Raw genomic sequence first — 13,831 nt, forward strand, 5'->3', positions numbered from 1 at the left:
GACATCGTCCGCCGATGCAGCGACCTGAGGGATGTTACGAGACGGGCGCCTCGAGGGTGACGACGAACACGGACCCACCGCCGGGGTTGGGCTCGTGGTGGACGTCGCCGCCGTTGGCGCGCACGAGGCTGTGCACGATGTAGAGGCCCAGTCCGGTGCCCTTGACCCGGCTGGCGTCGCGGTCGGCGCGGGCGAGCCGCTGGAACAGCCGGTCGCGGAACTCCTCGGGCACGCCCGGCCCCTCGTCCTCGACCCGGATCTGGACGCGCCCGTCGCCGGGGTCGACGACGCGCACCGCGGTGGCGCCGCCGCCGTACTTGCCGGCGTTGGAGATCAGGTTGGTGAGGATGTGCTGGAGGTGACCGGCGTTGACCAGCGCGTCGACCGAGGGCCCGAGGGCCGGGACGTCGGCGCCGGCGGCGGTGAGCGCGGTGTGGATCTGCTCGTGCAGCCGCACCGGCTCGCGGTGGGCGTGGATGGCGCCGGCGTCGATGCGCACCATCGTGAGGACCTCCTGCACGATGTCGTCGAGGCGGTGCGCCTGCCGCGAGATCCCGGTGATGATCTTCGTCTTGCGGGCGTCGTCGAGGGCGGCCCAGTCGTCGAGGAAGATCTCGGTGTAGCCGAGGATCGCGGCGAGCGGGTTGCCGATCTCGTGCCCGAGCATGCCGATGAGGTCGAGCTTGAGCCGGTTGGCGTCCTCCAGCTCGGTGTTGCGGTCGGCGAGCTCGGTGGCGGCGGCGTCCCGGGCCCGTTCGGCGGCGCGGCGGCGGGTGGTGTCGGTGACGACGCCGATGAAGTGGTCCGGCCGGCCGTCGGGGTCGCGGACGAGGGTGACGCTGGCCTCCACGTCGACCCAGTGCCCGCGGGCGTGCCGGATCCGGCCCTCCAGGGTGAACGCGGCCCGGCGACCGGCGAGCAGGTCGTCGAGGCGGCTCGCGACGGCGGGCAGGTCGGCGGGGTGCATGCTGTGCAGGCTGTTCGTGCCGAGCAGCTGGTCGGGCGGGTAGCCGAGCATCGCGGCGTAGGCGGCGTTGACCTCGGCGAGGCTGCCGTCGAGGTTGCGGACGATCTGGCCGACGGCGGAGTTGTGGAACTGGGCCCGGAAGCGGGCCTCGCTCGCCGCCAGGGCGTCCTCGGCGGCGCGTTCCGCGGTGACGTCGGTGTTGACCTCCAGGACGGTCCCGGCGAGCCCGGGCTGGTCGTCGTGCTGCAGTACCTGCCGGCTGAGCACGATGGCGGTGCGGCCGGCGGCGGTCACGTGCTTGAGCTGGCCCTCCCACCGGCCGTCGCGCAGCAGGGCGGCGGTCTGGCCGGTCTCGTTGCCGCCGTCGGGGAAGCCGGTCGCGAGCAGTTCGTGGGTGACCTCGCCGGTGGCGGCGGCGAGCGGCCACCCGTAGAGGTCCTCCGCGCCCTGGTTCCACCACAGGATGCGGCCGTCGAGGCCGCGGACGATGACGGCCGCGGGGATCAGTTGCAGCAGCGTCGCCTGGCGGTGCAGCTGGGCGAGCTCGGCCCGGCGCTGGGTGACGTCCTCGACCTGGTTGACCAGGTAGCGCGGGATGCCGTGCTCGCGGACGATCGCGACGTGCACGTTGGCCCAGATGGTGTGGCCGTCCTTGTGCCGGTACCGGCGTTCGACCATGAGCGTCTCGCGCTCGCCGGAGAGCAGCTGGGCGGTGAGCCCGTCGGTGCTGGCCACGTCGTCGGTGTGCTGCAGGTCCCGGAACGTCATCGTCATCAGCTCGGCGGTGCTGTAGCCGGTGATGGTTGCCATGGCCGCGTTGGCGTGCAGGTAGCGGCCGACCTGGCCGGGGTCGAGGCTGGCCAGGACGACGCCGAGCGGCGAGTTGTCGAACGCGAGCTTGAACCGGGTCTCGCTGACCTCCAGCGCGGCGAGGGCCCGGGTGCGTTCGGCGAGCAGCTCCGCGCTGTGCGCCGCGTCGTCGGCGTGGCGCAGCGCCGAGCTGAGGCTGTCGGCGAGCAGCGCCAGCTGCTGCTCGTCGGTGTCGTCGAAGGCGCGGGGGTGGACCGCGGCGACCTTCAGCGCGCCGATGACGGTGTCGCCGGCGAGCAGCGGCGCGATGAGCATGGAGCCGATGCCGAGCCGGGCGCAGGTGGCCCGGTTGACCCGCGGGTCGTCGCTGGTGTCGGCGCAGGCCGCGGGGGCGCCGGTGGCCAGGACGGTGCCGCTGAGCGAGCCGACGACCGGCACCCGGGTGCCCAGCGACCGGCCGAGCGTGCCGGCGGTCGCGGCGTAGTACAGCGCGTCGCCGTCGAGGAGCTCGACGACCGCGCCGTCCGCGGCCGGGAACAGGTGCACCGCGCGGTCCGCGACGACCCGGATCGCCCCGTCGCGGTCGGCGGCGGCCGCGGTCACCTCCCGCTGCACCAGCAGCGTGTCGCGCAGGCGCTGGAACTCCCGCTCCGTCGAGCGGGCGGCGGCCCGCTCGGCGCTGACGTCGAGCATCTGCAGCACCGCGGACGCCGGCCCGCGGGCGTCGGTGATGACCGACGTGTGGGTGGCGACCTCGATCCGGTGGCCGTCGCGGTGACGCAGCACCGACTGGCGCACGGCGCGGCTCGCCCGGCCGTCGGCGAGCGCGGTCAGCGCCTGTTCGAGGGCCGCCGACGGCTCGGCGAGCAGGTCGATGACGGTCAGCGCGGCGGCCTCGCCGGCGCTGTACCCGAGCAGCCGCGCGAACGCGGGGTTGGCCAGGGTGATCCGGCCCCGGTCCGCGCCGCGCAGCCCGACGACGACCTTCGCGACCGGGCTGTGGTCGAACACGTCGGCGAAGCGCCGCTCGCTGTGCTCGAGCCGCTCCACGGCGGCGAGGGCCTCGCCGCGCTGCGCCTGCAGCTGCGCGTTCGCGGCGGTCGTCGCGCGCAGCAGCGCCTGGTTGCGGGCCGCGTCGTCGGCGTGGCGCAGCGCGCCGGCGAGGGCGTCGGCGAGCAGGGTCAGTTGCTGCTCGTCGGCGTCGTTGAACGCCCCCGGCGCCGGGCTGCTGACCAGCAGCGCCCCGAGCGGGCCGGAGACGCCGAGCAGCGGCGCCACGATCAGCGCCCGGACGCCGACGGCCGCGCTCACCGCGGCCGAGATCCGCTCGTCGGCGCGGGTGTCGTCGCAGCGCTGCGTCGAGCCGGTCAGGATCGCCAGGCCGGACAGCGACCCGTTCACCGGGATCCGCGGCTCGTCGGCGCCGGCCGTGCCGGACCCGGCCGCGACCTGCAGCGCCGCCCCGTCGGCGTCGAGCAGCGCGACGACGGCGGCGTCGCCGCCCGGGATCACCTGCAGTGTCCGCTCCGCCATCAGCCGCAGCACCGCGGCCCGGTCGTCGGCGGCGGCGGTCACCTCGCGCTGCACGGCGATGGTCGTGCGCAGCCTCGCCGTCTCCCGCTCGGCGCGCCGCTGCGCCTCGACGGCCGCGGTCACGTCCCGGGCGATGCCGACGACGAGATCCTGGCCGGGCAGCTCGGCGCCGTTCCACTGCAGCCACAGGTAGTCGCCGCCGCGGGTCCGGTACCGGTTGCGCAGCCCGACGGCCGGCCTGCCGCTGTCCGCGGTCGCCCGGGCCGCCGCCATGCTCGAGGCGACGTCGTCCGGGTGGATCAGCGTGGTGACGTCCATGCCCCGCAGGTCGGCCTCGGTCCAGCCGAGCAGCCGCTCCCACGAGTCGTTCGCCCGCACCACCTGCCCCTCGGGCGTGCTCACCAGCAACAGGTCGGGGGTGGCGGACACGATCGCGTCCAGCAGCGCCTCGGTGTGACCGCCGGGGGCCGTGGTCGCCGTGGCCGCTGTGGTCCGTGCGGCGAACTCGGCGGCCACGTGCGCCCCGCCGAGCGCGTCGTGGATCACCGTGGCCCGGATCGTGACCGGGACCAGCTCGCCGTCCTGCCTGCGCAGCTGCCCGTCGAGCACCAGCTCCCGCCGCTCGTCCCGGGCCAGGGCCGCCAGCGCCGCCACGACCGGCGGCCGGTCCGCGGCGTCGAACAGCACGGCGCAGGACCGTCCGAGCAGCTCGTCGCGGCCGTGCCCGACGAGGTCGCAGAGGGCGGCGTTCACCTCGACGAGGTCGCCCAGCGCCCCCTCGACGAGCGCGGCGACCGCCTTCGCCGCCATGCCGCGCTCGAACGCCTGGGCGAGCAGCCGCAACCGCGCCTGCTCACCGAGCCGCCCCAGCACGCCGACTCCCACTATGACGTCATCGGCGTGGGAGCGGCCGACCTGAGCAGGTCCGGCCCGATGTCAGGGCACGGTGCCGCTCAGGTGGGGCCGCCGGTGCGGGCGGTGCCGGCCGAGCCGGCGACCTCGACGACCCGCTCGGCGATCGCGGTGAGCCGGACGAGGTCGTCGGGGTCCAGCTGGTCGAGCAGGACCCGGCGGACGGTCGCCACGTGCCCGGGCGCGGCGGCGGTGATCATCGCGCGCCCCTGCTCGGTGAGCCTGACCATCGTGCCGCGCCCGTCGGTGCGGCACTCGGACCGCGCGACGAGCCCGCGCTGCTCCATCCGCCGCAGGTGGTGGGCGATCCGGCTGCGGTCCCAGCCGATGCCCGCGGCCAGGTCCCGCACGCGCAGCACCTGCCCGTCGCTCTCGGACAGCGGCGCGAGCACGTCGTAGTCGGCGGCCGACAGGCCCGCCTCGGCGAGCTGCCCGTCGATCGCCACGTCGAGCGTCCGGCGCATCCGCAGGAACGCCAGCCACATGCGCTCCTCGTCCCGGTCCAGCCACCGTGGTTCGGTCATGCGTCACATCGTACCGATGGATGCTGACACGTCAGCAAAACCCGGCTACATTTGTTGACACGTCAGCAATTGAACGAGGGAGAACCGTGCAAACCCTGCAGATCATCATCGCCAGCACCCGCCCGGGGCGGGTCGGCCTGCCGGTCGCCGAGTGGATCCACGCCGCGGCGGTCAAGCACGGCGGCTTCGCGCAGGTGGAGCTCATCGACCTCGCCGAGCGGAACCTGCCGCTCATGGACGAGCCCAACCACCCGCGGCTGCGCCGCTACGAGCACCAGCACACCCTCGACTGGAGCGCGACCGTCGACCGGGGCGACGCCTTCGTGATCGTCATGCCCGAGTACAACCACGGCTACACCGCGCCGCTGAAGAACGCCCTCGACTACCTCTCCCAGGAGTGGGCCCACAAGCCTGTCGGCCTGGTCAGCTACGGCGGCGTCGCGGCCGGCGCCCGCGCCGTGCAGTCGCTGAAGCCGGTGCTGACCGTCCTGAAGATGATGCCGATCCCCGAGGGCGTGCACATCCCGTTCGTCGCCCAGTTCGTGGACGAGGACGGCACGCTGCGCCCCAACGAGACGATGGAGGCCGGCGCCGTCACGATGCTCGACGAGCTGGTGCGCTGGGCCGGCGCCCTGGCCCCGCTGCGCGCCCCCGCGGCCGGGTGACCGCCGCCGCCCGCCGTTGATACCGTCGCGGGGCGCCGGGCCGCCGGTCGCCGACCGCTGGGAGTGTGCCCGTGCGCGATCCGCTCGGCCCGCCGTTCGCCGTCCGTGACGGGTGCTGGGGCGACGCCCAGGACGGGCTGTTCGGCGCCGTCGCCCACGGCCGCCCCGTGCTCGTCCGGGTGGGCACGGCACTCCCGGGTCGCCAGATCACGGTGTACGACGCGGCGACCGGCGTGACGATCGGGGCGGCGGGTGTCGGCGAGTGGCACTCGATGGGCGGATTCATCACGTCGCACGTCCGTCCTGACCGCGGCGGGCCGGTGCTCGTGACCGCCCTCGACGGTGAGGTCGTCCGGCAGTGGCGGCTGCCGCACCCGGCGCCCGCGGCGCCCGAGCTCCGGCTGGCCGAGCCCGGCGATCTGAAGGCGCCGTGGGTCTGCGCGGTGACGTCGTACGTCCACGACGGCCGCACGGTCCTCGTGCTCGGCGACTCCGACGGGGCGGTCCGGCGGTTCGACGCGGCCTCCGGGGCCGAGGTCGCCCCGCCGCTGGTGCACGACGGCGGCATCCACCGGATCGCCGCTTACACCGCGGGAGGCCGGACCCACCTCGCGTGCGGCGAGGACACCGGCCGCCTGTGGCGCTGGGACGCCGTCACCGGCGCGCCGGTGGGCCCGCCGGTGTCCGCGCACCTGGAGCTGTACCACGCGATCGTGCCGTTCGAGACCGGCGGGCGCACCCTGCTCGCGACGTCCAGCGGCGACCAGTCGATCCGGCGCGTGGACCCGGTCAGCGGCGACCTGGTCGGCGACTTCCGGGCCTTCGCGGACGGCGCCGCCGTGTGCCTGGCGCCCGGTCCGGTCCTGGCCGTGGTCGAGGGCGGCAACCTGTGGCGCTTCGACGCCGCCACGTTCGAGCCGGTCGCCGCCCCGGTGTCCTTCGGCGCCGAGTGCCTCGAGGCGGTCTGTGCGCTCGACGTGGACGGCCGCGCCGCGCTGTTCGTCGCCGGCGAGAAGGCGATCCACCGCTTCGACGCGACCACGGGCGAGCCGTGGCCCACGGACCCGGCAGCCTGACCGGCTCCGGCCCGGCGGCAGCGGTGGCGGCAGCGGTGGCGGCAGCGCGGCGGTGGCGCGGCGGTGGCGGTAGCGGTCAGACGCTCGTCAGGGTCGGCTCCGGCTCGGCGAGCTTCGGCGCGGTCTCGGCCGGCATGAGGATCCACAGGATCGGGTAGGCGAGGATCTGCGTCCCGGGAATCGCCAGCAGGATCAGCGCGAACAGCAGCCGCGCCGGCCACGGGTCGATGCCGAAGCGCCGCCCCAGCCCGGCGCAGACGCCGCCGAGCACCCGCCCCTGCACCGGCCGCACCAGGTCGTGCTGGCGCATCGTGCCGTGAACGGTCTCCATCTCGTTTTCTCCTTCGCTCGTGTTCGACCGTTCAACTGTCGCGTCCGGGAGGGGGCCCAGGCATCGGGGAGCGCCCCGGGCCACCCCCGGATCCGGACCACCTACGGGTCGGCCGTGCGGCCGGGGGTGCGCGGCACGTAAGGTCTATTTCCGGCATTTAGGGCATGGCTGCGGAGGGGTCCGTGGTGTCCTCGTGGGGAGGAGGCGTCGACGGCGACGCCGGACACGGGGGAGACACCATGGGACGCATCGCCCGCAACACCATCGTGACGCTGGTCGCGGCCTGCGGGGTCGCGGCGCTCGCGCCGGCCGCGCCGGCCGCGGCTTCACCGGTGCCGTTCGGCTCCGCCACCAAGATCGTGCTGGACCGGTCGGGCGGCTTCGCGGGGCAGAAGGACTCGTTCGTGGTGGACCGCACGACGGTCGGCGGCCGGCCGGTGCTGCGGACGGCCGGGAGCTGGAAGTTCAGGTGGCTGCGCAATTCGTACCAGCCGCAGAACCCCTGCTGCGACCGCTACAGCTACCGGGTGACGGTGTCCTACCGCGGCGGCCACCGCAAGACGGTCACGACCGTCCAGGGCGCGAAGGCCCCGCGGATCCTGTGGGACGTCATCAACGAGACGGAGCGAGTCGGCGTCCGCCCGTTCACGCCGGCACCCTGACAGCGGTGCGGCCTGACAAGCGGTGTGGCCGGACCGTCGCCGGCCCGGCCACACCGAACTCACACCGCTACTGCGGCAGAATCCAGAATTGCGCGACGGTGTTGGCGACGCAGTCGTAGATCTGCAGGGCGCTACCGGGGCTGGGCCGGCTGCTGCCGCCAGGACAGGCCCGCCACCAGCGCGAGCGCGCCGCCGCCGGCGAAGCCGACGAGCAACGGGCCCCACCAGTCGAGCTCGTCGAAGCCGTCGTACAGGGCCACGACGCACGCGCCGCCGAACAGGCCGCAGGCCGGCACGAGGGCGAGGACGCGGGTCAGGCGGTCGAGCACGGCCGGTCCGGGCCGGGCCAAGCGATACCCGCGGAGCGCGGCGGCGGCGAGCAGCAGGATCGCGGACACCTCCTGGACGGACTCCAAGTGCGTGTCGGGCGGCAGCACGAACGCCACGAGCGCGGCGATCAGGGCCGCGACGAGGCCGACGGTCTCGGCGGGCCGCTTCGGCAGTTTCGGCAGTTTCGGCAGGGTCACCGGTGGGTCCGCGGGCGCGGGCCGGGCGGTGGTCGCCGCCCACGCGACGACGGCGCTCGTCGCGGTGACGGCGGCGGCCGCGGAGGCCACGTCGTAGGACGAGATTCCGGCAGCCATCAGACCATCCCCGAGATGCGCATGAAGGTGTGCACGACGAGCAGCAGGGCGCCGGCCGCCGCCGCCGAGAACGCCAGCCAGTCGGCGCCGCGGGGGCCGTGGTGACGCAGGCGCCAGCCGCGCCACAGCAGGCCGGCGGTGAGCAGGCCGCCGCCGATGAGCCAGAACCCGTTGCCGCTGGCTTCCAGGTAGCCCACGAGCAGGACCAGCACGGCGAAGCAGGCGGCCACGAGTCCGAACAGCTCGCGTGTCCCGGTCCCGACCCCGGCCACGGGTACGGCCGCCGCGGGTACGGGCGCGGTGATGGGGGCCGACGGCGGCCAGGACGGCTCGTCGACCGGCCCCGCGGTGGCGGCGGTGACGACCGGCGCCGAGGACGGGACGGTGCCCTGCATCGGCGCGACGACGGGAGGCGCGGAGACGGGCGGTGCGGAAACAGACGGTGCGGAGACCGGTGGTGCGGAAACAGGCGGCGCGGAGATGGGTGACGCGGAGACGGGCGCGGCGGCGAATGGGGGCGCTGCGAAGGTCGCGGGCTCGGCGGAGACAGGCGCGGCGGCGACCGAGGGCGCCGCGAAGGTCGCGGGCGTGGCAGCGGGTGGGGCGGTCGCGGTCAGGCTCGCCAGGTTCAGGGCGCCCTCGGCCACCACCAGCTGCGGCTCCTCCAGGACCGTCGGTGCCACCCCGGTCGCCCGGTGCAGCATCGTCGCGATGAGCGGGGTACGGGTGCCGCCGCCGACGAGGAACCAGCCCGCGACCGCCTCGGGCCGCACGCGGGCCTCCTTCAGCGTCGTCAGGGCCAGGTCGACGGTGCGGCGCAGCAGCGGCTCGGCGGCCGTCTCGAACTGCTGCCGGGTCAGCAGCACCTCCTCGTCGGCCGCGGGGATGAACAGGCTGGCGGACGACTCCCGCGACAGCGCCTCACGCAGGTGCTTCGCGTCGGTCCACAGCATGGTCGTGTGGCGCAGGTCCGCGGCCGACGACGGCGCCTCCAGCCGCTGCCACAGCTCCGGCGCGCGGGCCGCGACGACCGTGCGCGCGTGGGCGACGACCAGCGCGTCGAGGTCGATGCCGCCGACGTCGTCCAGGCCGCGGCAGGACAGGTCGCGGAACCCGTCGGCGGTGCGCTGCACGACGCTCGCGTCGAACGTGCCGGCGCCCAGGTCGTACACGACGACGCACTGCCCCGGCGCCACGGCGTGGCCGAGGACGGAGGCGAAGTAGGTGGCGGCGGCGACGGGCTCGGCCACCAGCGCCGGCACCGGGAGCCCGGCGAGGGCGGCGGCGTCAAGGAGCACCTGGCGGCGGGCGGCGCCCCAGGTCGCGGGGCACGTCATGGTGATCGTCGCCGGTGGGCCGCCGAGGGTCCGCAGGGCCTCGGCGCGGACCCGGGTGAGCACGGCCGAGATCAGCTCGGGCACCGGCACGCCGCGGTCGCCGAGCAGCACGTCGAGCTCGTCGATGCGTCGCTTGGGGTGCGGCTCGTAGCGGGCCGGGTCGAGCCGCGCGGAGTTCTCCGCGTCCCGACCGACGAGGAGCCGACCGGCGCTGTTGGCGAACACGGCGGACGGCAGTAGCGGCGACGAGTCGAACAGCAGCGGCCGGATCCGGCCGTCGGTGTGGCGGACGACGGCGACCGTGCTGGAGGTCCCGTAGTCGATTCCGAGGGCGGTGTCCGGCACCCCCGCAGCCTAGGAAGCCTGGGATCCGCCCGCGATCGTGCGAACGGATCACGCCCGCTGCCCCGTTCGGCGGCGAATCGGGGCCGTGTCGGAGGTTCCGCGACCCGCCCGGCCGAGCCGGACGCTGCCGGTACATCCTGCAACAAACCTGCACACGTCACGCCTTGTCCTCAGGAAAGCGCTTGCCTTACGGTGACGGGCGTCGATGTGGATCCGCCCCGCTCCCGCCGCCCCGGAAGCGCCGCCGATCGCACTGCCGCACGCCCGTAGTGCGTGCGCGCCTGTCTTCCGGAGGAACCATGAGTGCACAAGTCCGAACCCGGCCGCGGGCGCGCCGGTGGCTGGCCGCGTCCGCGGCGGTGGCCGCGGTCACCGGTGTCGCGCTGGCGGCGCAGGTCGCGTTCGCCGACACGGCGTTCAGCGCGACGTTCGAGGACGGCTCCACCAGTGCCTGGTCCAAGTCCGGCGGCACCTGGAGCGTCGTCACCGACGGCAGCAAGGTGCTGCAGCAGTCCAACGCTGGCAGCGAGAACGCCCGCGACTTCGCCGGCGACAGCGGCTGGACCAACTACACGGTGCAGGCCGCGGTGAAGCCGCTGTCGCTGGGCTCGGGCGGCTTCGTCGGCCTGCTCGCCCGGTCGACCGGGGCCACCACGTTCTACCGGCTCGCGCTGCTGCCCGGCAACCAGGTGCAGCTGCAGGCGGTCAACAGCGGCTCCGTGACGGTGCTCGGCAGCGCCTCCCGGACCGTGTCCACCGGCACCTGGTACACCCTGGCCATCACCGTCAACGGCGGCGCCATCAGCGGCTCCGTCGACGGCACCCAGGTCGCGGCCGCGAGCAACGCGTCGATCGCGAAGGGCCGCATCGGCCTGCAGACGGCGTACGCCAGCGCCAACTTCGACAACGTCACCGTCACCACCGGCGGGACCACCCCGACCCCGACGGCGACCGTGTCACCGACGCCGTCCCGCTCGCCCTCGGGCTCGCCTTCGAGCTCGCCGTCGCAGTCACAGCCGCCGTCGTCCGCGCTGTACGTGGCGCCGAACGGCAGCGCGGGCAACCCGGGCACGCAGGCCAGCCCGACGACGCTCGCGTCGGCGATCACCAGGGTCACCGCCGGCGGCACGATCACCATGCGCGGCGGCACCTACAGCCTGTCCTCGACCGTCACCATCGCGGTCGGCAACAACGGCACGTCGGGCGCGCCGAAGCGGATCACCGCGTACCCCGGCGAGACCCCGGTGCTGAACTTCGCCGCACAGAGCGAGGACCCGGCGAACCGCGGCCTCGCGGTGAACGGCAACTACTGGCACATCACCGGCATCGTCGTGGAGCGGGCCGGCGACAACGGCATCTTCGTCGGCGGCAGCAACAACACCATCGAACGGGTCGTGACCCGCTTCAACCGCGACAGCGGCCTGCAGATCTCCCGTGCCGCCTCCGACACCCCGCAGTCCCAGTGGCCGGCCAACAACCTCATCCTCTCCTCGGAGTCGCACGACAACGCCGACTCCGACGGCGAGGACGCGGACGGCTTCGCCGCCAAGCTGACCAGCGGCCCCGGCAACGTGTTCCGCTACACCGTCTCGCACAACAACATCGACGACGGCTGGGACCTCTACACGAAGACCGACACCGGCCCGATCGGCGCGGTCACCATCCAGGACTCGCTGTCCTACAACAACGGCACCCTGAGCAACGGCACCGTCAACACCAACGGCGACCGCAACGGCTACAAGCTCGGCGGCGAGGGCATCGGCGTCAACCACGTCGTCCAGCGCAGCATCGCCTACCGCAACGGGCACCACGGCTTCACGTACAACAACAACCCCGGCTCGATGGCGATCTCCAGCAACCTGTCCATCGACAACGCCGAACGCAACTTCTCGTTCGACGCGGGCACCCACACGTACCGCAGCAACACCTCCTGCCGGTTCAGCAGCGGCGGCTCCAACGACAAGACCGTCGGCAACGCCGACAGCAGCAACCAGTTCTGGACCGGCACGAACGGCTCCCGCTGCGCAACCTACAGCGGCGCCCTGGCCTGGTCGTTCGCCTCCGACGGTCACCTCGTGGTGACCCTCGGCGGCCGCACGGTCAGCCTGTAGCACCTGCTCCCGGGGCGGGCCGTGGTTGACGGCCCGCCCCTTTGCGCGGCCTCAGCCGATGGGGTCGCCGCCGGGGCCGCTAGGGCCCCCTGGGTCGCCGTTGACGAGCGCCACTTTGGGATTCGGGTCAGGGTCGCTCTCGTGCTTCGGATCGATGGCATACATGGACGCGATGGACAACGCGACCAGCGCCGCGACGGTGAGCCGTCTCGCTGGGATCATGCCGCTCTCCTTCAGGCCTCAGCCGACAGGGTCGCTGCCGCTCGGGCCGATCGGGTCGCCGTTGCTGAGCGCAACGGTGGGGTTCGGATCGCCGGTGGTCTCGTGCTTCGGGTCGCTGGCGTACAGGGTCGCGACGGCCAACGCGACCAGCGCCGCGACGGTGAGCCGTCTGGTACGAACCATGTTCGTTCTCCTCGATGAGTTGCGCGTTTCCCGGCATTCTCGGTGACCCGGTCCAACGCCCGCGTGCAATCCGGTTGCAGCTCAGCGGCCGATCTTGTCGAGCTCGGCCAGGTCGTCGCCGGAGAGCTGAAGTCCCGCGCCGGCGGCGTTCTCGCGCAGGTGGGCCGTGGCCGAGGTACCGGGGATCAGCAGGATGTTCGGCGAGCGGTGCAGGAGCCAGGCCAGGGCGACGGACTTCGGGGTCGTCCCTAGGCGCGCGGCGACGCCGGAGAGCGCCGAGGACTGCAGCGGGGTGAAGCCACCGAGCGGGAAGAACGGCACGTAGGCGACACCTCGCTCGGCCAGGCGGTCGATCAGGTCGTCGTCGTGGCGGTGGGCCAGGTTGTACAGGTTCTGCACGCACACGATCGGCGTGATCGTCAGGGCCTCCTCGACCTGCTCCGGGGTCGCGTTGCTCACGCCGAGGTGCCGGATCAGGCCCTGCTGTCGCAGTTCGGCGAGCGTCCCGAGGGCCTCGGCGAGCGAGCCGGGCCGGGGACCCTCGGCGTCGCCGAGCCGGAGGTTGACCACGTCGAGCGCGTCGAGCCCGAGGCTCTCGAGGTTGTCGTGGACGGCCCGGCGCAGGCTCTGCGGGTCCCTGGCCGGCGGCCAGCCGCCCTGCTCGTCGCGGGTCGCCCCGACCTTGGTCACGATGTGCAGGTCCGCCGGGTACGGGTGCAGCGCCTCCCGGATGAGCTGGTTGGTGATCCGCGGCCCGTACGCGTCGGCGGTGTCGATGTGGGTGATGCCGAGCTCGACGGCCGCGCGGAGGACGGCGACGGCGCCGTCACGGTCGGCGGGCGGCCCCATGACCCACGGGCCGGCGAGCTGCATGGCGCCGTAGCCGAAACGGCTGACGGTCAGATCCCCCAGCGTCCAGGTGCCGCCGGGAAGTGCAGTGGACGACATGCGTGCTCCTCTGTTCTGCTTCCTGACAGGTGCCGCTCCACTCTCAGGGGGTAACTTCCTATTGGGAAGTACGCACCTCAAGGTGCGTAACACACCCCGCGGTTGGAGGAAGGGTCGATGGCGACGACGACGGCGGCGCAGCAGCGGGCACAGACCAAGGCGGAGTACGACGCCTTCCTCGCGGTGTGCCCGAGCCACAAGCTGCTCGAGCGGATCTCCGGCAAGTGGGTCGCGCTGATCCTGACCGCCCTGGGCAGCGGCCCGGACTGCGGCGGCGACCCCCGCCCGATGCGCTACTCGGAGCTGTCCCGCCTGCTCGCCGGCGTCAGCCAGAAGATGCTCACCCAGACGCTGCGCGCACTGGAGCGCGACGGCCTGATCAGCCGCACCGTGACGCCGACCGTCCCCGTCACGGTCACCTACGAGCTGACCGACCTGGGCCTGTCGATGTACGGCCTGGTCCGCGGCCTGAAACTCTGGGCGCAGACCCACATGGACGACGTGCTCGCCCACCGTGCCTCGTACGACGAGACCACCGCCTGAAGCAGGAGCGCCGGGGCC

13 protein-coding genes are annotated in these 13,831 nt (G+C 73.7%); 5 read left to right on the top strand and 8 right to left on the bottom strand.

The features are described 5' to 3' along the window. Positions 1-34: 34 nt before the first annotated feature. Both AB0J72_RS43335 and AB0J72_RS43340 read right to left on the bottom strand, forming a co-directional pair. Positions 35-4,183, bottom strand: a complete 4,149-nt coding sequence (locus tag AB0J72_RS43335) for a PAS domain S-box protein (RefSeq protein ID WP_363410701.1) — start codon at positions 4,181-4,183, stop codon at positions 35-37. Positions 4,184-4,263: 80 nt separating this feature from the next. Further along, positions 4,264-4,746 carry a MarR family transcriptional regulator gene (locus AB0J72_RS43340; RefSeq protein ID WP_363410704.1) on the bottom strand — a complete coding sequence of 161 codons (483 nt, stop codon included), beginning with the start codon at positions 4,744-4,746 and terminating at the stop codon, positions 4,264-4,266. Positions 4,747-4,832: 86 nt separating this feature from the next. Here AB0J72_RS43340 and AB0J72_RS43345 point away from each other — a divergent pair, with 86 nt between their 5' ends. Further along, positions 4,833-5,411: an NAD(P)H-dependent oxidoreductase gene (locus AB0J72_RS43345; protein ID WP_363410707.1), complete on the top strand. Its 579-nt coding sequence runs from the start codon at positions 4,833-4,835 to the stop codon at positions 5,409-5,411. 71 nt (positions 5,412-5,482) lie between these two features. Next, complete coding sequence (locus AB0J72_RS43350; RefSeq protein WP_363410710.1) at positions 5,483-6,487, top strand: hypothetical protein; 1,005 nt, start codon at positions 5,483-5,485, stop codon at positions 6,485-6,487. 76 nt (positions 6,488-6,563) lie between these two features. On the opposite strand, the gene AB0J72_RS43355 is transcribed toward AB0J72_RS43350, so the two are convergent. Continuing rightward, entirely contained in the window at positions 6,564-6,818 is a 255-nt protein-coding gene (locus AB0J72_RS43355; protein ID WP_363410713.1) for a PspC domain-containing protein, read from the bottom strand. Positions 6,819-7,057: 239 nt separating this feature from the next. On the opposite strand from AB0J72_RS43355, the gene AB0J72_RS43360 reads away from it, so the two are divergent. After that, complete coding sequence (locus AB0J72_RS43360; protein ID WP_363410716.1) at positions 7,058-7,480, top strand: hypothetical protein; 423 nt, start codon at positions 7,058-7,060, stop codon at positions 7,478-7,480. A gap of 131 nt (positions 7,481-7,611) precedes the next feature. On the opposite strand, the gene AB0J72_RS43365 is transcribed toward AB0J72_RS43360, so the two are convergent. Beyond that, positions 7,612-8,124, bottom strand: coding sequence for a hypothetical protein (locus AB0J72_RS43365; protein WP_363410719.1), 513 nt, complete (start codon positions 8,122-8,124; stop codon positions 7,612-7,614). Beyond that, positions 8,124-9,806, bottom strand: a complete 1,683-nt coding sequence (locus AB0J72_RS43370) for an Hsp70 family protein (RefSeq protein ID WP_363410722.1) — start codon at positions 9,804-9,806, stop codon at positions 8,124-8,126. Before AB0J72_RS43370 ends, AB0J72_RS43365 begins: the two co-directional genes overlap by 1 nt. A 299-nt stretch (positions 9,807-10,105) precedes the next feature. Between AB0J72_RS43370 and AB0J72_RS43375 the strand changes: the two genes are divergently transcribed. Next, positions 10,106-11,917, top strand: coding sequence for a family 16 glycoside hydrolase (locus AB0J72_RS43375; protein ID WP_363410725.1), 1,812 nt, complete (start codon positions 10,106-10,108; stop codon positions 11,915-11,917). 51 nt (positions 11,918-11,968) lie between these two features. On the opposite strand, the gene AB0J72_RS43380 is transcribed toward AB0J72_RS43375, so the two are convergent. From AB0J72_RS43380 to AB0J72_RS43390, 3 genes are all read right to left on the bottom strand, one after another. After that, a complete protein-coding gene (locus AB0J72_RS43380; RefSeq protein ID WP_363410728.1) occupies positions 11,969-12,139 on the bottom strand; it encodes a hypothetical protein in 171 nt (56 codons plus the stop codon). 18 nt (positions 12,140-12,157) lie between these two features. Beyond that, complete coding sequence (locus AB0J72_RS43385; protein ID WP_363410731.1) at positions 12,158-12,322, bottom strand: hypothetical protein; 165 nt, start codon at positions 12,320-12,322, stop codon at positions 12,158-12,160. Positions 12,323-12,403: 81 nt separating this feature from the next. Beyond that, positions 12,404-13,270 carry an aldo/keto reductase family oxidoreductase gene (locus AB0J72_RS43390; protein WP_363410734.1) on the bottom strand — a complete coding sequence of 289 codons (867 nt, stop codon included), beginning with the start codon at positions 13,268-13,270 and terminating at the stop codon, positions 12,404-12,406. Between the two features lie 117 nt (positions 13,271-13,387). On the opposite strand from AB0J72_RS43390, the gene AB0J72_RS43395 reads away from it, so the two are divergent. Continuing rightward, positions 13,388-13,813, top strand: a complete 426-nt coding sequence (locus tag AB0J72_RS43395) for a helix-turn-helix domain-containing protein (RefSeq protein ID WP_363410737.1) — start codon at positions 13,388-13,390, stop codon at positions 13,811-13,813. Positions 13,814-13,831: the final 18 nt, after the last annotated feature.

This window comes from Dactylosporangium sp. NPDC049742, assembly GCF_040674675.1.
Taxonomy (GTDB): Bacteria; Actinomycetota; Actinomycetes; order Mycobacteriales; family Micromonosporaceae; genus Dactylosporangium; species Dactylosporangium maewongense.